Genomic DNA, 22,834 nt, shown 5'->3' with positions numbered 1-22,834 from the left:
GGCGCCGCGCTCAGTTCCGTACGTCGTTGTACGGGACGTTCTCGGGGTGATCCGGTCGGATCAGACCATCAGCGAACGGTCCGTCGGGCGGATCGGGGCCGGCAGGGAGCTGGCGCCGGTCAGGTAGCGGTCCACGCCACGGGCGGCCGAGCGGCCCTCGGCGATGGCCCAGACGATGAGCGACTGACCGCGGCCGGCGTCGCCGGCGACGTACACGCCATCGACGTTGGTGGCGAAGTCCGCGTCTCGGGCGATGTTACCCCGCTCGTCGAGGTCCAGACCAAACTGGGCGACCAGGCCGTTCTCCACGTCCGTGCCGGTGAAGCCCATCGCGAGCGTGACCAGCTGGGCGGGGATCTTGCGCTCCGTGCCCGGCTTCTGGGTCAGCTTGCCCTCGACGAACTCGACCTCGACGAGGTGGAGGAACTGGACGTTGCCGTCCTCGTCGCCCTCGAAGTGGGTGGTGGAGACGGAGTAGACCCGCTCGCCGCCCTCCTCGTGCGCGGAGGTGACCTTGTACAGCATGGGGAAGGTCGGCCAGGGCTGGCCCGGGTTCCGCTCCTCGCCCGGTCGGGGCATGATCTCCAGCTGCGTGACCGAGGCCGCGCCCTGGCGGTGGGCCGTACCGACGCAGTCCGCGCCGGTGTCGCCGCCGCCGATGACGACGACGTGCTTGCCCTCGGCGGTGAGCGGCGGGGCGACGAAGTCACCCTCGACGACCTTGTTCGCCAGCGGCAGGTACTCCATCGCCTGGTGGATGCCGTTCAGCTCGCGGCCCGGGACGGGCAGGTCGCGGGCGGTGGTGGCGCCGGCGGCGATGACCACGGCGTCGAACCTCTTGCGCAGGTCCGTCGACGTCAGGTCGCGGCCGATCTCGATGCCGGTGCGGAACTTGGTGCCCTCCGCGCGCATCTGCTCGATGCGGCGGTTGATGTGCCGCTTCTCCATCTTGAACTCGGGGATACCGTAGCGCAGCAGGCCGCCGATGCGGTCGGCGCGCTCGTACACGACCACGGTGTGGCCGGCCCGGGTCAGCTGCTGGGCGGCGGCGAGACCCGCCGGGCCCGAGCCGATGACGGCAGCGGTCTTGCCGGACAGGCGCTCGGGCACCTGCGGCTTGACGTCGTTGGCGTCCCAGGCCTTGTCGATGATGGAGACTTCGACGTTCTTGATGGTGACGGCCGGCTGGTTGATGCCGAGCACGCACGCGGACTCGCACGGCGCCGGGCAGAGGCGGCCGGTGAACTCCGGGAAGTTGTTGGTGGCGTGCAGGCGCTCCTGCGCCGCCGACCAGTCCTCGCGGTAGGCGTAGTCGTTCCACTCGGGGATCAGGTTCCCGAGGGGGCAGCCGTTGTGGCAGAACGGGATGCCGCAGTCCATACAGCGGCCGGCCTGCTTGCTGATGATCGGCAGCAGGGAGCCGGGGACGTAGACCTCGTTCCAGTCCCTGACGCGCTCGCCCACGGGGCGGGTCTCGGCGACCTCGCGACCGGTGGTCAGGAAGCCCTTGGGGTCAGCCATGGGTCGCCGCCTCCATCATCTTCTCGGTGGTCTCGGCCTCGGAGAGACCGGCGAGCTCAGCGGCGTCCTTGGCGGCGAGCACTGCCTTGTACGTGGTGGGGATGATCTTGCTGAACCGGTCCGCGTTCACGGCCCAGTCGGCAAGGAGCTTCTCGGCGACCGTGGAGCCGGTCTCCTCGTGGTGGCGGCGCACGACATCGTGCAGCCACGCCTTGTCGGTGTCCGACAGGGCCTCGATCGCGCCCAGGTTGCCGGAGTTGACGTTGTCCCGGTCGAGGTCGATGACGTAGGCGACACCGCCCGACATGCCGGCCGCGAAGTTGCGTCCGGTCTCGCCGAGGACGACCGCCGTACCACCGGTCATGTACTCGCAGCCGTGGTCGCCCACGCCCTCCGAGACGACCAGGGCGCCGGAGTTGCGGACGCAGAAGCGCTCGCCGGTGCGGCCGCGGAGGAACAGTTCGCCGCCGGTCGCGCCGTACCCGATCGTGTTGCCCGCGATCGTGGAGTACTCGGCGAGGTGGTCGGCGCCCCGGTCGGGGCGGACGATCACGCGGCCGCCGGAGAGGCCCTTGCCGACGTAGTCGTTGGCGTCGCCCTCCAGGCGGAGGGTGACGCCGCTCGGCAGGAAGGCGCCGAACGACTGGCCCGCGGAGCCGGTGAAGGTGATGTCGATGGTGTCGGCCGGGAGGCCGGCGCCACCGAAGCGCTTCGTCACCTGGTGGCCGAGCATGGTGCCGACCGTGCGGTTGATGTTGCGGATGGCGACCTGGGCGCGGACCGGCTGGGCCTCCTCGGCGGAGGCGGCGTTCAGGGCCTCGGCGGCGAGCTGGATCAGCTCGTTGTCGAGGGCCTTCTCCAGACCGTGGTCCTGCTCGATCAGGGCGTGGCGGACCGCGCCCTCGGGCAGCTCCGGCACGTAGAAGAGCGGCTCCAGGTCGAGACCCTGCGCCTTCCAGTGGGTGACGGCGCGGCTGGTGTCGAGCAGCTCGGCGTGGCCGACGGCCTCTTCGATGGTGCGGAAGCCCAGCTCGGCGAGGATCTCGCGGACCTCCTCGGCGATGAACTCGAAGAAGTTGACGACGAACTCGGGCTTGCCGGAGAAGCGGTCGCGCAGGACCGGGTTCTGGGTGGCGATGCCGACCGGGCAGGTGTCCAGGTGGCAGACGCGCATCATGACGCAGCCGGAGACGACGAGCGGCGCGGTCGCGAAACCGAACTCCTCGGCGCCGAGCAGCGCGGCGATGACGACGTCGCGGCCGGTCTTGAGCTGGCCGTCGGTCTGGACGACGATCCGGTCGCGCAGCCCGTTGAGCAGCAGCGTCTGCTGGGTCTCGGCGAGGCCGAGCTCCCAGGGGCCGCCCGCGTGCTTGAGCGAGGTGAGCGGCGAGGCGCCCGTACCGCCGTCGTGGCCGGAGATGAGGACGACGTCCGCGTGGGCCTTGGAGACACCGGCGGCGACCGTGCCGACGCCGACCTCGGAGACCAGCTTCACGTGGATGCGGGCGACCGGGTTGGCGTTCTTGAGGTCGTGGATCAGCTGAGCCAGGTCCTCGATGGAGTAGATGTCGTGGTGCGGCGGCGGCGAGATGAGGCCGACGCCGGGCGTCGAGTGCCGCGTCTTGGCGACCCACGGGTAGACCTTGTGGCCGGGCAGCTGGCCGCCCTCGCCGGGCTTGGCGCCCTGGGCCATCTTGATCTGGATGTCGTCGGCGTTGACCAGGTACTCGCTGGTGACGCCGAAGCGGCCGGAGGCGACCTGCTTGATCGCGGAGCGGCGGGCCGGGTCGTAGAGGCGGTCCGGGTCCTCGCCGCCCTCACCGGTGTTGGACTTGGCGCCCAGCTGGTTCATGGCGACGGCGAGGGTCTCGTGCGCCTCGCGGGAGATGGAGCCGTACGACATGGCGCCGGTGGAGAAGCGCTTGACGATCTCGGCGACCGGCTCGACCTCGTCGATGGAGATCGCTTCCCGGCCCGACGAGAAGCCGAAGAGGCCGCGGAGCGTCATGAGGCGCTCGGACTGCTCGTTCACCCGGTCCGTGTACTGCTTGAAGATGTCGTAACGCTTGTTGCGCGTGGCGTGCTGCAGGCGGAAGACGGTATCCGGGTCGAACAGGTGCGGCTCGCCCTCGCGGCGCCACTGGTACTCGCCGCCGATGTCCAGGAGGCGGTGCGCCGAGGGGACGCCGGAGACGGGGTACGCCTTGGCGTGGCGGGCGGCGACCTCCTTGGCGACGACGTCGAGACCGGCGCCGCCGATCTTGGTGGCCGTGCCGTTGAAGTACGTGGCGACGAAGGTCTCGTCGAGGCCGACGGCCTCGAAGACCTGGGCGCCGCGGTAGGAGGCGACGGTGGAGATGCCCATCTTGGACATGACCTTGAGGACGCCCTTGCCGAGCGCGTAGATCAGGTTCCGGATGGCCTGCTCGGGCTCCAGGCCCTCGATGAAGGTACCGGCGCGGACCAGGTCCTCGACGGACTCCATGGCGAGGTACGGGTTGACCGCCGCGGCGCCGTAGCCGATGAGCAGGGCGACGTGGTGGACCTCGCGGACGTCACCGGCCTCGACGAGCAGACCCACCTTGGTGCGCTGCTTGGTGCGGATGAGGTGGTGGTGGACGGCCGCGGTGAGCAGCAGCGAGGGGATCGGCGCGTGCTCGGCGTCGGAGTGCCGGTCGGAGAGCACGATGAGGCGGGCGCCGCCCTCGATGGCGGTGTCGGCCTCGGCGCAGATGGCGTCGAGGCGGGCGGCGAGGGCGTCGCCGCCGCCGGAGACCCGGTAGAGGCCGGAGAGGGTCGCGGCCTTCATGCCGGGCATGTCGCCGTCGGCGTTGATGTGGATGAGCTTGGCGAGCTCATCGTTGTCGATCACCGGGAACGGCAGGGTGACGCTGCGACACGTCGAGGAGGTGGGCTCGAGCAGGTTGCTGCCGGGGCCGAGCGAGGAGCGCAGCGAGGTCACGAGCTCTTCGCGGATGGCGTCGAGCGGCGGGTTGGTGACCTGCGCGAACAGCTGGGTGAAGTAGTCGAAGAGCAGCCGCGGGCGGGCGGACAGGGCCGCGATCGGCGAGTCCGTGCCCATGGAGCCGAGGGGCTCGCCGGCGGTGCGGGCCATCGGGGCGAGGATGACGCGGAGCTCTTCCTCGGTGTAGCCGAAGGTCTGCTGGCGGCGGGTGACCGAGGCGTGGGTGTGCACGATGTGCTCGCGCTCGGGGAGGTCGGAGAGCTCGATCTCGCCGGTCTCCAGCCACTCCTCGTAGGGGTGCTCGGCGGCGAGGGCGGCCTTGATCTCGTCGTCCTCGACGATGCGGTGCTCGGCGGTGTCGACGAGGAACATCTTGCCGGGCTGGAGGCGGCCCTTGCGGACGACCTTGGCGGGGTCGATGTCGAGGACGCCGACCTCGGAGGAGAGGACGACGAGGCCCTCGTCGGTGACCCAGTAGCGGCCGGGGCGCAGGCCGTTGCGGTCGAGGACCGCGCCGACCTGGACGCCGTCGGTGAAGGTGACACAGGCCGGGCCGTCCCAGGGCTCCATCATCGTGGAGTGGTACTGGTAGAAGGCGCGGCGGGCCGGGTCCATCGTCTCGTGGTTCTCCCACGCCTCCGGGACCATCATCAGGACCGCGTGGGGCAGGGAGCGGCCGCCGAGGTGGAGCAACTCCAGGACCTCGTCGAAGGAGGCCGAGTCGGAGGCGTCCGGGGTGCAGATCGGGAAGATCCGGTCCAGCGAGCCCTCGCCGAAGACGGTGGAGTCGAGCTGGGCCTCGCGGGCGGTCATCCAGTTCCGGTTGCCCTTGACGGTGTTGATCTCACCGTTGTGGGCGACGAAGCGGTACGGGTGGGCCAGCGGCCAGCTCGGGAAGGTGTTGGTGGAGAACCGGGAGTGGACCAGGGCCACGGCGGTGGCGCAGCGGCGGTCCGACAGGTCCGGGAAGAAGGGCTCCAGCTGGCCGGTGGTCAGCATGCCCTTGTAGACGATGGTGCGGGCGGAGAGCGACGGGAAGTACGTCGCGGCCTCGCGCTCGGCGCGCTTGCGCAGGACGAAGGCCTTGCGGTCGAGCGCGATGCCGGTGGCGTCGCCGGCCGCGTCCGCGACGAAGAGCTGGCGGAAGACCGGCATGGTGGAGCGGGCGGAGGCGCCGAGCAGTTCGGGGGCGACGGGGACCTCACGCCAGCCGAGGACGTTCAGGCCCTCTTCGGCGGCGATCGCCTCGATCTTCGCGGCGGTCTCGTCGGTGCCGTCCTCGGGGAGGAAGGCGATGCCGACGGCGTACGCGCCGGTCTCGGGGAGCTCGAATCCGGCGACCTCGCGGAGGAAGGCGTCCGGGACCTGGAACAGGATGCCGGCGCCGTCACCGGAGTCGGGCTCGGAGCCGGTGGCGCCTCGGTGCTCGAGGTTGCGCAGTACGGTCAGCGCCTGCTCGACCAGCGCGTGGCTGGCTACACCGGTGAGGGTGGCCACGAACCCGACACCGCAGGCGTCGTGTTCGTTACGGGGGTCGTACATCCCCTGCGGAGCAGGGCGACCGTCCATGGGCGACCAGGCGTCGGAACGCATCGGCTCTCCCGTCGTCGTCGTGGCTGGGGGCACCTCCCAGACCACGTCTGGGGGAGCTGCTGCCGAGGGACGACGTTGGCCCTCCGCGAAATTTCGTGCAGGTTACATGATGGCTGGTTTCTCGCTAAGTGGATAGCGCATTCCAACATGCGGACACCACCGATACGGAGCGGTGGTGTGGGTTCACCTGTGGTTTGCGAGGTCAGAGGCCTGCCTCGCGGGGACGGATCGAGGTGATCCGGAGGATCTCCGGGTCGTCGGCGACCCGTCACTGTGTGGGCTTCATTGCCCAGCGACGCTCAGGCCTCATTCCCGTTGGTCACGGGTTCGAAACCGCCGAGTAACCGGCTACATATGTGGCGTCGTGCATAGTGTCTCATCGCTGCGGCGGATCGGGCCAGGGATATACGTCACAGCCGATTTGAGGCGTACATCCCGAAAAGGCGCCACGAAAAGACCGAGAGGCCCCTTTGGGGATCCTCTCGGTCTTCTGTGGGGGTACGGATTCCGCACCCGGCCCCCCGCCCGTACGGGTCGGGCTACAGCGCGGACCCGAGGAGCATGCCGAGCCCGTACGTGACGGCCGCGGCGGCGCCGCCGAGGACGAGCTGACGCATACCGCTGAAGAGCCAGCCGCGCGCGGTCACCCGGGCCACGAGCGCGCCGCAGGCGAAGAGCCCGACGAGCGCGAGCAGCACGGCCGGCCAGAGCGCGGTCGCCCCGAGCAGGAACGGCAGTACGGGGAGGAGCGCGCCGAGCGCGAAGGAGCCGAAGGACGAGACCGCGGCGACCATCGGCGACGGCAGGTCGTCCGGGTCGATGCCGAGCTCCTCGCGGGCGTGGATCTCCAGGGCCTGCTCGGGGTCCTTCGACAGCTGCATCGCGACCTCGCGGGCCAGCGCGGGCTCGACGCCCCGGGAGACGTAGAGCGCGGCGAGCTCCTCCATCTCGTCGATGGGGTGCTTGCGCAACTGGCGGCGCTCGACGTCCAGTTCCGCCTGGACGAGTTCGCGCTGCGAGGCGACGGAGGTGTACTCGCCCGCCGCCATGGAGAAGGCGCCGGCCGCGAGTCCGGCCAGACCGGTGATGACGACGGTCTGCGTGGAGACCGCACCGCCGGCGACACCGGTCATCAGGGCGAGGTTGGAGACGAGTCCGTCCATCGCGCCGAACACCGCCGGGCGCAGCCAACCGCCGTTCACGTCACGGTGCGTGTGGTTGTCGCGGTGGGCCTCGTGCAGTGGCGCCTGAGCTTCGATGATGGACATGGCTCTCCCCTCGTTCCGGCGGGCCGGGTTGCTCCCGCCGCCCCCAACACCCTCGAAAATACGCGCGATGTAAGGGGTCCGCCAGCAAGGCAGGCCGTACTTACTAAGGCGTGCCTTGCTGCGTGAACCGGGTCCTGGCGAGGTGTCAGGCGGGTGACAGAGACGTTTCTTCGGCGAGTTCGCGGCCCGTCGTGGCACAGATCCAGGCATCGGGGCGCCGTCGATGCGCCCCCACCGAGGAAGGGGCCACGGACATGGTGACCACCACGGCATGCGATACGCGCGAACGGGCGAGGGGGGCGCTCCTCGGCCTCGCCGTCGGCGACGCGCTCGGCGCGCCCGCCGAGAACATGCGCCCCTCCGAGATCCGCCGCCGCTGGGGCCGGATCGAGGGCTTCGTGACGGACAACCCGGCGGGCACGGACGACACCGAGTACGCCATCTTCTCGGCGCTGCTCCTGGCCCGGCACGGCTCGGCCCTCACCGTCCACCACGTCGAACGGGCCTGGCACCACTGGATCGCCGACCTCGACGAAGGCCCGTTCCGCGGGGCGGGCTTCTCGGAGCGCGGCACCCTGGAGAACCTCCGCCGGGGCCTCGCCGCGCCGATCTCCGCGCAGCACCGGCACGCCTGGAGCGACGGTCTCGCCATGCGGGCGGCGCCGTTCGGGGTGTTCGCGGCGGGCCGCCCGGCGGAGGCGGCCCGGCTGGTCGCGATCGACGGCAGCGTCAGCCACGACGGCGAGGGCATCTACGGCGGCCAGGCGGTCGCGGCGGGCGTCGCGGCGGCGATGGCGGGAGCGGGGGTGACCTCGGTGATCGCCGCGGCCCTCTCGGCCGTCCCGATGGACTCGTGGACGGCCCGCTCGCTGCGCCGCGCGGTGGTCGCCGCCCAGCGCGTCCAGCCGGACCCGCTGACCCGCGAGCGCCAGGTCCGCTCGGCGGTCGTCATCGGCGGCTACCCGTGGACGGACCTGGCCCCGGAGGCGGTGGGCCTTGCGTTCGGCGCCTTCGCGGCGGCGCGGGGCGACTTCCGTACGGCGGTCCTGACGGCCGTCAACATGGGCCGCGACGCCGACACCACGGCGGCGGTGGCGGGCGCGCTGGCGGGCGCGGCGGGCGGAGTGCGGTCGATCCCCGAGGAGTGGGCCTCGGCCATCACCCCGGTCACGGGCAGCTGCCTCCCCTCGATGCGCGGCTACCACGTCCTGGACGTGGCGGACCTCCTGACCCCGGAGGGGGAATCCTGATGAGCGGAGACACGACGACGACTGCTGCGGCCGAGCACCCCGCCGCAGTGGGCAGCGCCTCCACCGCTGTCGGCCACGCTCCCACTGCCGCTGTCGGCCACGCTCCCACTGCCGCTGTGGGCAACACCCCTGCCGCTGTGGGCCACGCTCCCGCCGCCGCTGCGAGCAATGCCCCCACCGCTGTCGGCCACGCTCCCACCGCCGCTGTGGGCAATCGTCCCGCAGGACGGTGGGGCCACCCCCAGACGGAGCCTGGGGGTGGGTGGGCACAGCGCCCGTTGCCGGAGACCGGCCCCGTGCTCGGTGCCCACCAGGACCTGGCGGTGCCCCCGCTGCCGGGCACCGACACGCTGGACCTCACCCCCCAGGACCCCGCCCTTCGCCACGGCACGGGTTCATGGGGCGGCACCCACGAGGTCCCGCAACCCGACGCCCCCCGCAGGGCCGGGCGCGACGCGGTCGAAGGCCTCCTCCTCGGCCTCGCCGCAGGCGACGCCGCAGGGTGGCCCGCCGCAAGGCACCGCGCCGCCCGCATGCCCGAGTGGACCCGCCGTCTCACCCGCGAGCTCGACACCTTCGCCGAGCAGAACGCCACGACCACCCTCCCCGTCCCCATCGCCCTCAACCAGCCCCCCGAGCCCCTCCGCCTCGGCCCCTCCGACGACGCCGAATGGGCGGTCTTCACCGCCGAGGCGATCCTCACCGCCTCGGGCCCGGTCTTCACCGGCCTCCCCGAGGAGCGCCGTCTCCGCGCCGCCGTCGACCTCGCCTGGAACGCCCTCGCCGGACAGGTCGCCGCCGCGGCGGAACGCGCTCCCGAGGTCGAGTCCGCCGTACTCCCGCTCCGCGCCCGGATCTCCGTCCGCGCGGGCCTCGGCAATCTCGCCACCGGCCTGCGTCCGCCCGCGACCGGCCACGACAACCCGCACTACTTCGACGACGCGGCCTGCGTCCGGGCCGTCGTCCTGGCCGTCGCCCACCCCGGCGACCCCCGCGCCGCGGCCGAACTCGCCGAGTTCGACGCCCGGTACACCCAGGACGGCGACGGCGTCCACGGCGCCCGCGCGATGGCGGCGGCCGTCGCCGCGGCCCTCGGCGGGGCGACGGTCGACGAGGCCGTCGAGGCGGCACTCGCCGAGCTCCCGCCGGTCACCGAGATCGGCCGCAACGCCCGGTACGCGGTGAAGCTGGCCCAGACCGCCGCTTCGGCCTTCGAACTGGTCCCGCTCCTTGAGCACCAGATCGTGGACCACGTCTACAGCTACGGCATCGCCGCCGCCGAGACCGTCCCGGTGGCGCTCGCCCTCGCCACCGCCGCCCGGGGCGAGATGACGGCCGCCGTCCCGGCCGCCGTCTGCCTCTCCCGGGTCGCCGACTCCGCGCCCGCGCTGGCCGGAGCACTCACCGGGGCGCTGGGCGGGGGCCGTTCGGTGCCGGCGACCTGGCGCGAGGCGTGCCGGACACTCGCGGGCTGTGCGCTGCCCCGCCTCGCGGGAACGGATCTGGTCGAACTCGCCGGGCTGCTCGCAGCCACGGAACCACCCATCCCGGGTGGACAATCCCGACATGACACCCACAACACCCCCGGCAGTGACGCCCACACTGGATGACCGGATCACCGGCAGCCTCCTCGGGGCCGCCGTCGGCGACGCGCTCGGCGGCCCCGTCGAGGGCTACACCCCCCAGCAGATCCTGGAACGCCACGGCGGCCGCGTCACCGGGATCGTCGGCCCGTGGAACGGCGACGAGTGGCGCACCGCCCGCCCCATCGCCCCGTACCACAAGGGCGACGGGCACGTCACCGACGACACCTTGATGACCCACGCGCTGATCCGGGTGTACGAGAAGGTCCGCGGCCACCTCGACGCGTACGCGGTCGCGGACCACCTCGTCCCCGACCTCATGGGCAACCCCGTCTGGATCCCGGAGCTGGAGGCGGAGGCACTCCCGCTCCAGCGGATCTTCCTGGCGGAGAAGTGGCTGGTGGCACGCATCCACTACGGCCATGTGGACCCGCGCGAGGCCGGCAGCGGCAACATCGTCAACTGCGGCGCCTCGATGTACATGGCACCGGTCGGGCTCGTCAACGCGGCCCACCCGGAGGCCGCGTACGCCGAGGCCCTCGACATCGCGGGCGCGCACCAGTCCTCGTACGGCCGCGAGGCGGCGGGGGTGTTCGCGGCGGCGGTGGCCGCGGCGTGCGCGCCCGGCGCCACGCCGACATCCGTGGTCGACGCGGCCCTGTCACTGGCGAAGGACGGAACGCTGGCGGCGATCGAGGCGGTGGCGGAAGTGGCGTCCGGGCACCGGGACTTCGAGTCGGCACTGACGCCGCTCCGCACGGCGGTGGCCCCGTTCGACTCGGTGGGCCCCGACTACCGCTCCCCCTCCCTCGGCGCCCGTCGCCCGTCCCGTCTCCACGCGATCGAGGAACTCCCGATCGCCCTCGGCATGCTGCTCGTCGGAGAGGGCGACTACCGGCGTACGGTTCTGGGCTCCGTCAACTACGGCCGGGACTGCGACTCGATCGCCACGATGGCGGGCGCGCTCGTGGGCGCGCTGCACGGGGAGCAGGCGGTGCCGGCCGACTGGGCGAAGCGGGTGGCGGAGGCGAGCCGACTGGACCTGCACGCCCCGGCGAGGGCCCTGACGGAGGTGACCCACGAGATCTTCACCCAGGACGGGAAACGCCGCCGGGCCCACGAGCAGGCGTTCGCGACCCTGACGGGCACGGCCGCCCGATGAACCTCCGCCTGACCTGGGTCCAACCGGAGGACCTGGTGGGCCACGAACTCCGCCAGGCGGCGGAGGACGGCCGCGACGCCCACGCCCTCGCGGCCCGCTGGGCGGCGGCGAGCGGCCCACCCGCCCCGGAAACGGCCGGCGCCTCCGTCACCCCCCGCCCGGACCTCCGCCCCCTGGCGGACTCGCTCCTTGCGGCCCTGTCGGCCCTCCCCACCCCCCTGTCGGCACAGGAGCCGACAGCCCTCGCCGCCATCCAGGCTTCGACGCCCCCCCACCCCGCCCCTCCCCCCACACCGCCAGGCGTAGGAGGAGGGGCGGGGGAAGGGGCGGGGGAAAGCGACCCCCTGCGCGACCGTCTGCACGCCGCCTGGCTCGGCCGAGCCGCCGGCTGTCTCCTCGGCAAACCCGTCGAGAAGCTCGAACTCCACGCCATCCGCGCCCTCGCCCGCGCCACCGGCGACTGGCCTCTCTCCACCTGGTTCACCGCCCGCGGCGTCCCGCCCGAGCTGCTCGCCGCCCACCCCTGGAACCGCCGCTCCGCCCCCACCTCCCTCGCCGAGAACATCGACGGGATGCCCGAGGACGACGACCTCAACTACCCCCTCCTCAACCTGCTGCTCCTCCAGCGCCACGGCCGCGGCTTCACCACCGCCGACGTCGCCCGCCTCTGGCTCGACGAGCTTCCCGCCGGCCGCACCTTCACGGCCGAGCGCGTGGCCTACCGCAACCTCCTCGACGGGATCGAACCCCCGCTGACCGCCGTCCACCGCAACCCGTTCCGCGAGTGGATCGGCGCCCAGATCCGGGCCGACGTCCACGGCTGGACCCACCCCGGCGACCCGGTCGCCGCCGCCGAGCAGGCGTACCGGGACGCGACCCTCACCCACACGGCGAACGGCGTCTACGGCGCCATGTTCGTCGCCGCCACCCTCGCCACCGCCGCGAGCGGCACCGCCGACGTCCACCGGTCGCTCGCCGAAGGCCTCGCCGTGATCCCACCGCGCTCCCGCCTCGCGCAGGCGGTCCGCCGAGGGATCGGACTCGCTCGCGACACCCCCGACTTCGACACCGTCGCCGACCGCCTGCACACCGAACTCAGCGGGTACCACTGGGTGCATGCCGTCCCCAACGCCGCCCTGCTCGCCGCCGCCCTCACCCACGCCGACGGCGACTTCACCCGCTCCATCTGCGCGGCGGTCTCCGGCGGCTGGGACACCGACTCCAACGGCGCCACCGCAGGGTCGGTCGCCGGGCTGCTCACCGGGCACCCCGACCGGCTGCCGGAGCACTGGACCTCCCCCCTCAAGAACCGCCTCGCGACCTCCGTCCCGTCCTTCGACGGCATCGGCTTCGACACCCTGGCCGAACTGACCCACCTGGAGGCAGTACGCCCATGACCAGCATCGTCGTACTCGGCAGCACCAACATGGACCTCGTCGCCTACGTCCCGAGGGCCCCGGCCCTCGGCGAAACCGTCACCGGCCGTGCCTTCCGTACGATCCCCGGCGGCAAGGGCGCCAACCAGGCCGTCGCCGCCGCGCGCGCCGGCGGCGAGGTCTCGATGATCGGCGCGGTCGGCGCCGACGACTTCGGCACCCGGCTCCGGGCCACCCTCGAACACTGCTCGGTGGACACCGATCTCCTGCGCACCGCCGAGGGCGCCTCCGGCACCGCGCACATCGTCGTCGACGACGAGGGCGGCAACGCGATCGTCGTCGTCCCCGGCGCGAACGGCACCGTCACCTCCCTCGACCACGGCGACGAGGCCCTCATCGGCACCGCCGACGCCCTGCTGCTCCAGCTCGAACTCCCCCTCTCCGTCGTCGTGGAGGGCGCCGCGACCGCCCGCCGCCTCGGCGTCCGTACCGTCCTCACCCCCGCCCCCGCCCGGCCGCTCCCTCCCGAACTGCTCGCCACCATCGACCTTCTGGTGCCCAACGAGCACGAGGCCGCCGCGCTCACCGGCCTGTCGGACCCCCGCGAGGCCGCCCTCGCCCTGCTCCGGGACGTCCCCGAGGTCGTCGTCACCCTGGGGGCGGCCGGCAGCCTGTACGCCGTCCGGGGCGCCGATCCGGTACTGGTGCCCGCGCCCCGCGTCCGGGCCGTGGACACCACCGCCGCCGGTGACACCTTCGTCGGCGCACTGGTGGTCGCCCTCGGCGAGGGCCGCCCTGCCCCCGAGGCACTCGCCTGGGCGGGGACCGCCGCCGCGCTCTCCGTCCAGCGCGAGGGCGCGTCGACGTCGATGCCCTACCGCACCGAGATCGAGGCCGCCTTCGGCTCCCTCGGCGCGCCCGCGGACCAGGACGAGAAGGAGACCGACCCCGCATGACCTCCACGCCGCACGCCCCCGGGCCTCACCTCCCCACGCCGCACGCTCCGACCGCGCCCACCACGTCCACCACCGGCCCCACCCCTCAGGCACCCCTCCACGGCCTGCGCGTCCTGGATCTCGCCACCCTCTTCGCCGGCCCGCTCGCCGCCACGATGCTCGGCGACTTCGGCGCCGACGTCGTCAAGGTCGAGCACCCCCGCAAGCCCGACCCGTCCCGCGGCCACGGCCCCGCCAAGGACGGCATCGGTCTCTGGTGGAAGGTCCTCGGCCGCAACAAGCGGGCGATCACCCTCGATCTGTCGTCGCCCGGCGGCCGTGACACCCTGCTCGCGCTCGCCGCCGACGCCGACGTGATCGTGGAGAACTTCCGCCCCGGCACCCTGGAACGCTGGGGTCTCGGCTGGGAGGAGCTCTCCACCGTCAACCCGCGTCTGGTCCTCGCCCGGGTCACCGGCTTCGGCCAGTTCGGCCCGTACGCCCACCGCCCCGGTTTCGGCACCCTCGCCGAGGCCATGAGCGGTTTCGCCGCCATCACCGGCGAGCCCGAGGGCCCGCCCACCCTGCCCCCCTTCGGCCTGGCCGACTCGATCGCCGCCCTGGCCACGGCGTACGCGGTGATGACCGCGCTCACCGCGAGGACCACGACCGGGCGCGGCCAGGTCGTCGACATGGCGATCATCGAACCGATCCTCTCGGTCATCGGACCCCACCCCCTCTGGTACGACCAGCTCGGCTATGTCCAGCCCCGCACGGGCAACCGCTCCCGCAACAACGCCCCCCGCAACACGTACCGCACCTCCGACGGCTCCTGGGTCGCCGTCTCCACCTCCGCCCAGTCCATCGCCGAACGCGTCATGGTCCTGGTCGGCCGCCCCGATCTGATCGACGAGCCGTGGTTCGCCGACGGCACGGGACGGGCCGAGCACGCGGACGTCCTGGACGAGGCGGTCGGCTCGTGGATCGCCCGCCGCACCCGGGACGAGGCGATGGCGGCGTTCGAGAAGGCCGAGGCGGCGATCGCCCCGGTCTACGACATCCGGGACGTCGTCGACGATCCCCAGTACCGGGCGCTCGGCACCGTCACCGAGGTGCAGGACCCCGAACTCGGCCCGATCAAGATGCAGAACGTCCTCTTCCGCCTCTCCGAGACGCCCGGAGCCATCCGCTGGGCCGGCCGCCCCCACGGCGCCGACACCACCGCCGTCCTCTCCGAACTCGGCCTCACCCCCGCCGAGATCGGCAGCCTCCGCGAGCAGGGAGCGGTATGAGCAACATGAGCGAGACCCCGACCCGCGCGAACGGCACGACGCGCCGCCCGCCCTCCACGCCCGCCCTCACCTGGCTGTACGCCCCCGGCGACCGCCCCGAGGTGGTCCGCAAGGCCCTGGCCTCCGGCGCCGACGTCGTCATCGTCGATCTGGAGGACGCGGTCGCCCCGCACCGCAAGGCGTACGCCCTCGAGGCCACGGCCGATCTGCTCACGGACCCGCACCCCGTCCCGGTCCACGTCCGCGTCCACACCCCGCGCGACATCCCCACCCTGGCCCTCCTCCCCGGCCTCCACGGTCTTCGTGTTCCCAAGGTGACACACGCCACTGACATCCACCGGCTCGTCGAACTCGCCCCGGGCCTCCCGCTCTACCCGCTGCTGGAGAACGCCCTGGCCGTGGAGCACGCGTACGCCATCGCCACCGCCCACCCCGCCGTCCGCGGCATCGCGCTCGGCGAGGCCGATCTCCGCGCGGACCTGGGGGTACGGGAGGACTGCGCCCTGGACTGGTCGCGCGGCCGGGTGGTGGTCGCGGCCCGCGCGGCCGCCCTCCCTCCCCCGGCCCAGTCGGTCCATCCCGACATCAGCGACCTGGACGCGCTGGCCGCGGGCTGCGCCCGGGGCCGGGCCATGGGCTTCTTCGGCCGGGCGGCCATCCACCCCCGCCAGCTCCCGGTCATCGAGCGCGCCTATCTCCCCACCGCGGAGGAGGTCGACGCGGCGCGGGAGGTCGTCGCGGCCGCCGGCCCCGAGCGGGGCGCCCTCGCCCTCCCGGACGGGCGCTTCGTGGACGCTGCGGTGGTGGCGGGCGCCCACCGGACCCTCGCCCTCGCGGCCCGCACGGCCTGACTCCGGCACCCGGGCACCAGCCCGGCTCCCCGTGCCCGGGCATGGCGAAGGGCCGCCGGGACCTCTCGGTCCCGACGGCCCTTCGACCGGCTGGAGGGGATCAGCTCTTGGCGGCGGACCCGGCGCCGTTGCCGGCCCCGTGCTCCACGTCCCCGTCGGAGCTCTCGGAGCTCTCGGCGTCCTTCCCGGTGTCCGGGAGGGTGTCCGTGACGGCGCCCTCGGCAGCATCCTCGGGATCCGTGTCGTCGTCGGCCGTCTTCCCGGCCGCCTTGTCCGCGGCCTCCTTCGCGGCCTTCGGCTCGACGATCTCCTCGCGGCCCGGGCGGATCCGCGCCGAGATCACCATGTAGACCACGGCGAGCACGAAGACGCCGATCGCGGTCCACACGTTCAGGCGGAGGCCGAGGATGTGGTGGGCCTCGTCGACGCGCATGTACTCGGTCCAGGACCGGCCCACGCAGTACGCGGCGACGTACAGCGCGAAGGCGCGTCCGTGGCCGAGCTTGAAGCGGCGGTCGGCCCAGATGACGAGGACGGCGACACCGATGCACCAGAGCGACTCGTACAGGAAGGTCGGGTGGTAGAGCCCGGCCTCGCGGTTCGCGCTCTCGGTGATCTTCAGGGCCCAGGGCAGATCGGTCGGCTTGCCGTACAGCTCCTGGTTGAACCAGTTGCCCCAGCGGCCGATGGCCTGGGCGAACGCGATTCCGGGAGCGATGGCGTCGGCGTACGCCGGGAGCGGGATGCCCCTCCGGCGACAACCGATCCAGGCACCCACCGCGCCGAGCGCGATGGCGCCCCAGATACCGAGGCCGCCCTCCCAGATCTTGAAGGCGTCGACCCAGTTCTCACCCTCGCTGAAGTACAGCTGGTAGTCGGTGATCACGTGGTAGAGGCGTCCGCCGACGAGGCCGAAGGGCACCGCCCAGACGGCGATGTCGGCCACGGTGCCGGCGGTGCCGCCCCGGGCGATCCAGCGCTTGTTGCCGTACCAGACGGCGACGAAGACACCGATGATGATGCAGAAGGCATAGCCGCGCAGCGGGATCGGTCCGAGGTTGATCACGCCGGTCGACGGGCTGGGAATATAGGCAAGGTCCATGGCAGGACCGACGCTACCCTGCCGGGCGGGCGGGACGGCAGCCCACCCGGCAACGTATGGGTAACTAACCCGGGCCGGAAACGGCGGCTCAGCCCGCCGAGGGAGAGCCCGGGGAAGCTGCCGGGGCGGTCGTCGGAGCCGCCGTGCCGGGCTTCTTGCCCTTGTTGGCCTCGGCGACCCACTTCTTCAGGTTGTCCGGGGAGATCTGCTCGCTCCCCTTCTGCGGGAAGATCGATTCTCCGTTGAGCAGGACGGACGGCGTGCCGCGGAAGCCGCCGTTCCGGAAGGCCTCGTTCGACTTGGCCACCCAGGTGTCGTGCGTGCCGTCGTTCACACAGCTGCGGAAGGCGGGCGTGTCGAGCCCCGGCACCTTCGCCGCCAGCTCGATCAGCTTGTCGTTGCTGCCGAAGGCGTCGTCCGTCTCCGGCGGCTGGTTGATGTAGAGCGTGTCGTGGAACGCGGTGAACTTCCCCGCGTCCTGGGCGCACGCGGCGGCGTTCGCCGCGCGCAGGGAGCCGCTGCCGCCCATGTTCCCGTCGATGAGGGTGGCGAGGTGGTACTCGGTCCTGATCGCGCCCGCGGCCTCCAGCTCGTGGATGGTGTCCCGGAACGCGTTCTCGAACTGGGCGCACGCCGGGCAGCGGAAGTCCTCCCAGATCGCCAACGTCGACGGGGCGTCCGACGTGCCGGTGGGAATGGCGGGCTTGCCGTCCTCCTCGGTCGCTCCCGTGGGCGCGACGACCGGGCCCGCCTTGTCGGATCCGCTGTCCGGGTCACCGCCCGCGGCGATCACACCGACGACCGCGGCCAGCCCGAGGACGCCGACCACCGCCGCCGACACGATCAGGATCCGCCGCTGCTTCTCGCGGGCCTTCTCGTGCTCGCGCTGCTGCTGGAGACGCTCCCGCGCACTCCGATTACCGTCACCACTGTTCTTCTGGCTCACGCCTCGGAAACGAACCGGGGAGGCACGTGCGTGCCTCCCCGGTCGCAGATCCACCCCAATGGGTTACGAAACGCGCCGGACGCCCTCGGCGAGTTCGGCCGCCAGTTCCCTTACGGCGGCGAGTCCCGCGGTCTCGTCGCCGTCGGCGTCGAGGATCCGCTTCACGAACGCGGAGCCGACGATGACGCCGTCGGCGAAGACGGCGACCTCCTTGGCCTGGGTGGCGTTGGAGACGCCGAGGCCGACGCAGACCGGGAGCTCGGAGGTGGCGCGGGTACGGCGCACCAGGTCGGCCGCCTGCTCGCCGACCGACTCTCGGGTACCGGTGACGCCCATGAGGGAGGCCGCGTAGACGAAGCCGGAGCCGGCCGCCGTGATGGTGGCGAGGCGCTCGTCCTTGCTGCTGGGCGCCACGACGAAGACGGTCGCGAGACCGTGCTTGTCGGCGTTCGCGCGCCAGACCGCGGACTCCTGGACCGGCAGGTCGGGCAGGATGCAGCCCGCGCCGCCGGCCGCGGCGAGCTCCTCGGTGAAGCGCTCGACGCCGTACCGGTCGATCGGGTTCCAGTACGTCATGACGAGGACCGGCTTGCCGGTGGCCTCGTGGGCCTCGCGGACCGTCCGCATGACGTCGGCGATCTTGACGCCGCCGCGCAGGGCGATGTCGTCGGCGGTCTGGATGACCGGCCCGTCGAGGACCGGGTCACTGTGCGGGAGGCCGACCTCGACCACGTCCGCGCCGCCGTCGAAGACGGCCTTGATCGCCGCGATGCCGCCGTCGACGGTCGGGAAGCCGGCCGGGAGGTACGCGATGAGCGCGGCCCGGTTCTCCGCCTTCGCCTTGGCGAGGGTGTCGCTGAGCAGCTGGATGTTGCCGGTCGTCATTTGGAGCCCTCCCCGTCGTACAGGCCGAAGTAGCGGGCGGCCGTGTCCATGTCCTTGTCGCCGCGCCCGGAGAGGTTCACGAGGAGCAGGGCGTCCTTGCCGAGCTCCTTGCCGACCTCCAGGGCCCCCGCGAGGGCGTGTGCCGACTCGATCGCCGGGATGATCCCCTCGGTACGGGAGAGCAGCCGCAGCGCCTGCATGGCGGCGTCGTCGGTGACGGCGCGGTACTCGCCGCGCCCGCTGTCCTTCAGGTACGCGTGCTCGGGGCCGATGCCCGGGTAGTCGAGGCCCGCCGAGATCGAGTACGGCTCGGTGATCTGGCCCTCCTCGTCCTGGAGGACGTACGACCGCGAGCCGTGCAGGATGCCGGGCTCGCCGGCGGTGAGGGTGGCCGCGTGCTCGCCGGTCTCGACGCCGTGGCCGGCCGGCTCGCAGCCGATCAGCCGGACGTCCGCGTCGGGGACGAAGGCGTGGAAGAGTCCGATGGCGTTGGAGCCGCCGCCGACGCAGGCGATGGCCGCGTCGGGGAGGCGGCCGGCGCGCTCCAGGATCTGGCGGCGGGCCTCGACGCCGATGACCCGGTGGAAGTCGCGGACCATGGCGGGGAAGGGGTGCGGGCCCGCCACGGTGCCGAACAGGTAGTGCGTCCGGTCCACGTTGGCGACCCAGTCGCGGAACGCCTCGTTGATGGCGTCCTTGAGGGTGCGGCTGCCGGACTTCACGGCCACGACCTCGGCGCCGAGCATCCGCATCCGGGCCACGTTGAGGGCCTGGCGCTGGGTGTCGACCTCGCCCATGTAGATGGTGCAGTCGAGGCCGAAGAGGGCACAGGCGGTGGCGGTGGCCACTCCGTGCTGACCGGCGCCGGTCTCGGCGATGACGCGGGTCTTGCCCATGCGCTTGGTGAGCAGGGCCTGACCGAGCACGTTGTTGATCTTGTGCGAGCCGGTGTGGTTCAGGTCCTCGCGCTTGAGGAAGATCCGGGCGCCGCCGGCGTGCTCGGCGAACCGGGGCACCTCGGTGAGGGCGCTCGGGCGGCCCGTGTAGTTGACCATCAGGTCGTTGAGCTCGCGGGCGAACTCCGGGTCGGACTTGGCCTTGTCGTACTCGGCGGCGACCTCGTCGACGGCGGCGACGAGGGCCTCGGGGATGAACTTGCCGCCGTAGGCGCCGAAGTAGCCCTCGGGGGTGGGGACCTGACCCTCCGGGTCTGGAATGAAGAACTCGCTGGACATGCGGATGCTCCTCGCGGGGCGGGTGCCCCGTGCTCTTTACGTGCGGTCGATGGTCACGGTATGCGCACGACCCCACTCCCGTCCGCCAACGCCATGGCCGGGCATACGCCCGCAGGCCGCCTGCTTGCCGGGCCGCCCGCCATGGGCCTCCGGCCGCTCGCCCCGCCCGTTGTGGGCAGTCGTTCCGCTGGGGGTCCCCCCTGGACGAAGTCCTTGGGGGAGGAACGGGTGGGCACAACGGAACGGCGCCCCTTGCCGGGCCCAGGCTTTCGCGTCCTGAACCCGCACCCCGTGTGCGCCGCACAACTGGGTGCGGGTTCAGGCACAAGGGGCGTAGGCGCCGCCGAGGGCGCCGTCCCGTGTGCCCACCCGTCCCGCCCTGGGGGTCCCCCCGGACGGAGTCTGGGGGAGGGACGATTGCCCACACGGAGGTGCGGTGCCCACGCGGCGGTGGGGTTGCGATGCCGGGCAACGGCGGGGCCACGGGGCCGAAGGCCTCAGCGGCTGAGCAGCTGCGTCAGTTCGTGGAGGTGCGCGCAAGGCGCCGGCGCCATCGCATGCCGTTGACCTGGCCGGGCTCGTCCCCGATGACGTACCGCACCCGGCGACCGTGGACACGGCGGGCGGGCGCGCGGCAGCCACGCGGACGGCAGCCCCGGGCCAGCGGGGCGTGCGGCGCGGGTACGGACGCGGCTGCGATGCGCAGCCTGCCGCCGGGCACGCCGACGGTCCCCCGGGCGGTGCCCGGAGGGGTCGGCGTGGCGCGGCGGCGGGTCATGGCGCGGTCAGCTCCGGCCGTGCCGGAGTGCCGGGTGGGCGCCGGCGGCGACCAGGTCGGCGACGGCGGCCTTCGGGTCGCGGCCGGTGACGAGCGACTCGCCGACCAGGACCGCGTCGGCGCCGGCGTTGGCGTAGGCGATGAGGTCGTGCGGGCCGCGGACGCCGGACTCGGCGATCTTGACGATGTGCGCGGGGATCTCGGGGGCGACGCGCTCGAAGGTGGAGCGGTCGACCTTGAGGGTCTTCAGGTTGCGCGCGTTGACGCCGATGATCCGGGCGCCCGCGTCGACGGCGCGCTCGACCTCGTCCTCGTCGTGGACCTCGACGAGCGGGGTGAGCCCGATGGACTCGGCGCGCTCGATGAGGGAGACCAGGGCCTCCTGGTCCAGGGCGGCGACGATGAGGAGCGCGAGATCCGCTCCGTACGCGCGTGCTTCCCAGAGCTGGTACGCGGTGACGATGAAGTCCTTGCGCAGGACCGGGATGTCGACCTTGGCCCGGACGGCCTCCAGGTCCGCGAGCGAGCCGCCGAAGCGGCGCTGCTCGGTGAGGACGGAGATGACGGCCGCGCCGCCCGCCTCGTAGTCAGCGGCGAGTCCGGCCGGGTCGGCGATCGCGGCGAGCGCGCCCTTGGACGGGCTGGAGCGCTTGACCTCGCAGATCACCTTGACGCCGTCGCCGCGCAGTGCGGCGACGCCGTCCTTGGCCTGCGGCGCCTTGGCGGCGCGCTCCTTGAGCTCGTCGAGGGTGACCCGCGCCTGCCGCTCTGCGAGGTCGGCGCGTACGCCTTCGATGATCTCGTCGAGCACACTCACGCGAGGGGCCCCCTTCCGGGACGGTGATGGTGATGATGAACCAGGTTCAGCCACATCGATCCTATCCGCAGGACGGCCCCGGACTCGCATCGGCCGGAGTCGCGTCCCACCTGCTGGGACTCCTGTAGGGGTCCCCGCGGCGCCGTGCGGGGCCCTCAGGGGGCCAGCGCGGAGCCGAAGGGAAGGTTCCGGACCAGGGTGAAGAGGGCGAGGACGGCCCCGATCCCCCACCACAGGACCGGGGAGACCGCGAGGCGCATGGGCACCCCGCGGATGGCACGAATCAGCCATAGGACCATGAGGACGCCGAAGAGTCCGTAGCCGATGACGGCGAGGGCGTTGGCGCCGAGGGCGGCCGGAAGGTCGCCGTGGACGAAGGCGTGGGCGCTGCGGAGCCCGCCGCAGCCGGGGCAGTAGATGCCGGTGAAGCGGAGCAGGGGGCAGACGGGATAGTGCCCGGGTTCGTTGGGGTCGACGGTCCCGACGTACGCGAAGGCGGCCGTCACGGCGGCGAGCGTGGCGACGGGCGCGAGCAGCCGCCGCGCGAGCGACCGGGCCGGTGGGGGTGGCGGTGCCGTCACGGGCCCGCCGGGCCCGCCTGGCCCCCAGGCGCCCGGCGGCGCCACGGGCCCTCCACCCGGCCACGCGGGCGCGTGCGGAGGCGTGACGTCCCCGTCCCCGGCCCCCGCTGGCGCATGCGCGTGCGGGGGCGTGACGGGTGGCGCCCCCAGTGCCCCGGGAGCCTCCTGGCGCGCCGGTTCGGCCGGTGCCACAGGTTCACCCGGTCGGGTGCTTGATGCGTCGGTCACGGCTCCGGCCGTCGGCTGCGGGTCCACCCGGTGATTCTCGCCCCGGACGCGCGAGAGCGCAGCCCGGCACGGCCGGACTGCGCTCTCGGATGTGTCGTGGCGCGTCAGGAACGGGCCTGCGCGGTCGCGGTCTCGCGGGCGGCGACGACGGCCGCCGACTCCTTCGGCATGCCGAGGCCCGCGGCCTTCATCGCGCCGCCGACGATGCCGCCGAGCACGATGACACCCATGCCGGCCCAGAAACCGGGCAGGTTGGCGGCCACCATGAAGACTCCGGCGATGCAGAAGCCGATGAAGGAGATGATGACACCGGTCCAGGCGGCCGGGGTGTGTCCGTGGGCGCTGCCCGCCATGAGTTGCTCCTCGTTGCAGTTGCTCGATGGTGAGGTCTCGCGTGCGCGGACTCTCGGCGCTCATTGTCCCGCACGCGGGCGCGCGAGGGTGAATCGGGGGTACCGGGACGATC

The 22,834-nt window shown here is 72.7% G+C and carries 18 protein-coding genes; 7 read left to right on the top strand and 11 right to left on the bottom strand.

Annotation, left to right across the window (positions count from 1 at the left end; translation table 11 throughout):
• Positions 1-60: 60 nt before the first annotated feature.
• The 3 genes from E0F75_RS20050 to E0F75_RS20040 all read right to left on the bottom strand — a co-directional run bounded on the left by E0F75_RS20050 (position 61) and on the right by E0F75_RS20040 (position 7,347).
• The gene (locus E0F75_RS20050; RefSeq protein ID WP_187623914.1) at positions 61-1,521 is read right to left on the bottom strand and encodes a glutamate synthase subunit beta; all 1,461 of its coding nucleotides are present in this window, start codon (positions 1,519-1,521) and stop codon (positions 61-63) included.
• Positions 1,514-6,079 carry a glutamate synthase large subunit gene (gene gltB, locus E0F75_RS20045; RefSeq protein ID WP_187623913.1) on the bottom strand — a complete coding sequence of 1,522 codons (4,566 nt, stop codon included), beginning with the start codon at positions 6,077-6,079 and terminating at the stop codon, positions 1,514-1,516. The genes E0F75_RS20050 and gltB overlap by 8 nt, the downstream gene beginning before the upstream one ends.
• A gap of 539 nt (positions 6,080-6,618) precedes the next feature.
• Positions 6,619-7,347, bottom strand: a complete 729-nt coding sequence (locus tag E0F75_RS20040) for a VIT1/CCC1 transporter family protein (RefSeq protein ID WP_187623912.1) — start codon at positions 7,345-7,347, stop codon at positions 6,619-6,621.
• 254 nt (positions 7,348-7,601) lie between these two features.
• On the opposite strand from E0F75_RS20040, the gene E0F75_RS20035 reads away from it, so the two are divergent.
• The 7 genes from E0F75_RS20035 (at position 7,602) to E0F75_RS20005 (ending at position 15,796) form a co-directional block, all read left to right on the top strand.
• Complete coding sequence (locus E0F75_RS20035; RefSeq protein WP_187623911.1) at positions 7,602-8,597, top strand: ADP-ribosylglycohydrolase family protein; 996 nt, start codon at positions 7,602-7,604, stop codon at positions 8,595-8,597.
• Positions 8,598-8,893: 296 nt separating this feature from the next.
• Positions 8,894-10,207 carry an ADP-ribosylglycohydrolase family protein gene (locus E0F75_RS20030; RefSeq protein ID WP_374115415.1) on the top strand — a complete coding sequence of 438 codons (1,314 nt, stop codon included), beginning with the start codon at positions 8,894-8,896 and terminating at the stop codon, positions 10,205-10,207.
• Positions 10,164-11,342, top strand: coding sequence for an ADP-ribosylglycohydrolase family protein (locus E0F75_RS20025; protein WP_187623910.1), 1,179 nt, complete (start codon positions 10,164-10,166; stop codon positions 11,340-11,342). The genes E0F75_RS20030 and E0F75_RS20025 overlap by 44 nt, the downstream gene beginning before the upstream one ends.
• Positions 11,339-12,739, top strand: a complete 1,401-nt coding sequence (locus E0F75_RS20020) for an ADP-ribosylglycohydrolase family protein (protein WP_187623909.1) — start codon at positions 11,339-11,341, stop codon at positions 12,737-12,739. The genes E0F75_RS20025 and E0F75_RS20020 overlap by 4 nt, the downstream gene beginning before the upstream one ends.
• Positions 12,736-13,674 (top strand): ribokinase, encoded by a 939-nt coding sequence (gene rbsK / locus E0F75_RS20015; RefSeq protein ID WP_187623908.1) that lies wholly within the window; start codon positions 12,736-12,738, stop codon positions 13,672-13,674. Before E0F75_RS20020 ends, rbsK begins: the two co-directional genes overlap by 4 nt.
• The gene (locus E0F75_RS20010; protein WP_229312746.1) at positions 13,671-14,945 is read left to right on the top strand and encodes a CaiB/BaiF CoA-transferase family protein; all 1,275 of its coding nucleotides are present in this window, start codon (positions 13,671-13,673) and stop codon (positions 14,943-14,945) included. The genes rbsK and E0F75_RS20010 overlap by 4 nt, the downstream gene beginning before the upstream one ends.
• Positions 14,946-14,950: 5 nt before the next feature.
• Positions 14,951-15,796 carry a CoA ester lyase gene (locus tag E0F75_RS20005; RefSeq protein WP_187624127.1) on the top strand — a complete coding sequence of 282 codons (846 nt, stop codon included), beginning with the start codon at positions 14,951-14,953 and terminating at the stop codon, positions 15,794-15,796.
• Between the two features lie 100 nt (positions 15,797-15,896).
• Here E0F75_RS20005 and lgt read toward each other — a convergent pair whose 3' ends face one another.
• The 8 genes from lgt to E0F75_RS19965 form a co-directional block, all read right to left on the bottom strand.
• The gene (gene lgt / locus E0F75_RS20000) at positions 15,897-16,898 is read right to left on the bottom strand and encodes a prolipoprotein diacylglyceryl transferase (protein ID WP_187623907.1); all 1,002 of its coding nucleotides are present in this window, start codon (positions 16,896-16,898) and stop codon (positions 15,897-15,899) included.
• 88 nt (positions 16,899-16,986) lie between these two features.
• Positions 16,987-17,844 carry a thioredoxin domain-containing protein gene (locus E0F75_RS19995; protein ID WP_187623906.1) on the bottom strand — a complete coding sequence of 286 codons (858 nt, stop codon included), beginning with the start codon at positions 17,842-17,844 and terminating at the stop codon, positions 16,987-16,989.
• A 63-nt stretch (positions 17,845-17,907) separates the two neighbouring features.
• Positions 17,908-18,729, bottom strand: a complete 822-nt coding sequence (gene trpA / locus E0F75_RS19990) for a tryptophan synthase subunit alpha (RefSeq protein ID WP_187623905.1) — start codon at positions 18,727-18,729, stop codon at positions 17,908-17,910.
• The gene (gene trpB, locus E0F75_RS19985) at positions 18,726-19,964 is read right to left on the bottom strand and encodes a tryptophan synthase subunit beta (RefSeq protein ID WP_187623904.1); all 1,239 of its coding nucleotides are present in this window, start codon (positions 19,962-19,964) and stop codon (positions 18,726-18,728) included. Before trpB ends, trpA begins: the two co-directional genes overlap by 4 nt.
• 517 nt (positions 19,965-20,481) lie before the next feature.
• Positions 20,482-20,742, bottom strand: a complete 261-nt coding sequence (trpM, locus tag E0F75_RS19980; RefSeq protein WP_194481304.1) for a tryptophan biosynthesis modulator TrpM — start codon at positions 20,740-20,742, stop codon at positions 20,482-20,484.
• Positions 20,743-20,749: 7 nt separating this feature from the next.
• A complete protein-coding gene (gene trpC / locus E0F75_RS19975; RefSeq protein WP_187623903.1) occupies positions 20,750-21,559 on the bottom strand; it encodes an indole-3-glycerol phosphate synthase TrpC in 810 nt (269 codons plus the stop codon).
• Positions 21,560-21,714: 155 nt separating this feature from the next.
• The gene (locus E0F75_RS19970) at positions 21,715-22,140 is read right to left on the bottom strand and encodes a DUF2752 domain-containing protein (protein ID WP_187623902.1); all 426 of its coding nucleotides are present in this window, start codon (positions 22,138-22,140) and stop codon (positions 21,715-21,717) included.
• Between the two features lie 332 nt (positions 22,141-22,472).
• Positions 22,473-22,721, bottom strand: a complete 249-nt coding sequence (locus E0F75_RS19965) for an HGxxPAAW family protein (RefSeq protein WP_187623901.1) — start codon at positions 22,719-22,721, stop codon at positions 22,473-22,475.
• Positions 22,722-22,834: the final 113 nt, after the last annotated feature.

The organism is Streptomyces sp. CB02980 (assembly GCF_014451325.2).
Lineage (GTDB): Bacteria > Actinomycetota > Actinomycetes > Streptomycetales > Streptomycetaceae > Streptomyces.
This window is presented reverse-complemented; position numbering and strand designations above follow the sequence as displayed.

Excerpts from the sequence above, each read along its gene's own strand:
- E0F75_RS20050 (WP_187623914.1), bottom strand. The coding sequence starts at position 1,521 with ATGGCTGACCCCAAGGGCTTCCTGACCACCGGTCGCGAGGTCGCCGAG.
- gltB (WP_187623913.1), bottom strand. The coding sequence starts at position 6,079 with ATGCGTTCCGACGCCTGGTCGCCCATGGACGGTCGCCCTGCTCCGCAG.
- E0F75_RS20040 (WP_187623912.1), bottom strand. The coding sequence starts at position 7,347 with ATGTCCATCATCGAAGCTCAGGCGCCACTGCACGAGGCCCACCGCGAC.
- E0F75_RS20035 (WP_187623911.1), top strand. The coding sequence starts at position 7,602 with ATGGTGACCACCACGGCATGCGATACGCGCGAACGGGCGAGGGGGGCG.
- E0F75_RS20025 (WP_187623910.1), top strand. The coding sequence starts at position 10,164 with ATGACACCCACAACACCCCCGGCAGTGACGCCCACACTGGATGACCGG.
- E0F75_RS20020 (WP_187623909.1), top strand. The coding sequence starts at position 11,339 with ATGAACCTCCGCCTGACCTGGGTCCAACCGGAGGACCTGGTGGGCCAC.
- rbsK (WP_187623908.1), top strand. The coding sequence starts at position 12,736 with ATGACCAGCATCGTCGTACTCGGCAGCACCAACATGGACCTCGTCGCC.
- E0F75_RS20010 (WP_229312746.1), top strand. The coding sequence starts at position 13,671 with ATGACCTCCACGCCGCACGCCCCCGGGCCTCACCTCCCCACGCCGCAC.
- E0F75_RS20005 (WP_187624127.1), top strand. The coding sequence starts at position 14,951 with ATGAGCGAGACCCCGACCCGCGCGAACGGCACGACGCGCCGCCCGCCC.
- lgt (WP_187623907.1), bottom strand. The coding sequence starts at position 16,898 with ATGGACCTTGCCTATATTCCCAGCCCGTCGACCGGCGTGATCAACCTC.
- trpA (WP_187623905.1), bottom strand. The coding sequence starts at position 18,729 with ATGACGACCGGCAACATCCAGCTGCTCAGCGACACCCTCGCCAAGGCG.
- trpB (WP_187623904.1), bottom strand. The coding sequence starts at position 19,964 with ATGTCCAGCGAGTTCTTCATTCCAGACCCGGAGGGTCAGGTCCCCACC.
- trpM (WP_194481304.1), bottom strand. The coding sequence starts at position 20,742 with ATGACCCGCCGCCGCGCCACGCCGACCCCTCCGGGCACCGCCCGGGGG.
- E0F75_RS19965 (WP_187623901.1), bottom strand. The coding sequence starts at position 22,721 with ATGGCGGGCAGCGCCCACGGACACACCCCGGCCGCCTGGACCGGTGTC.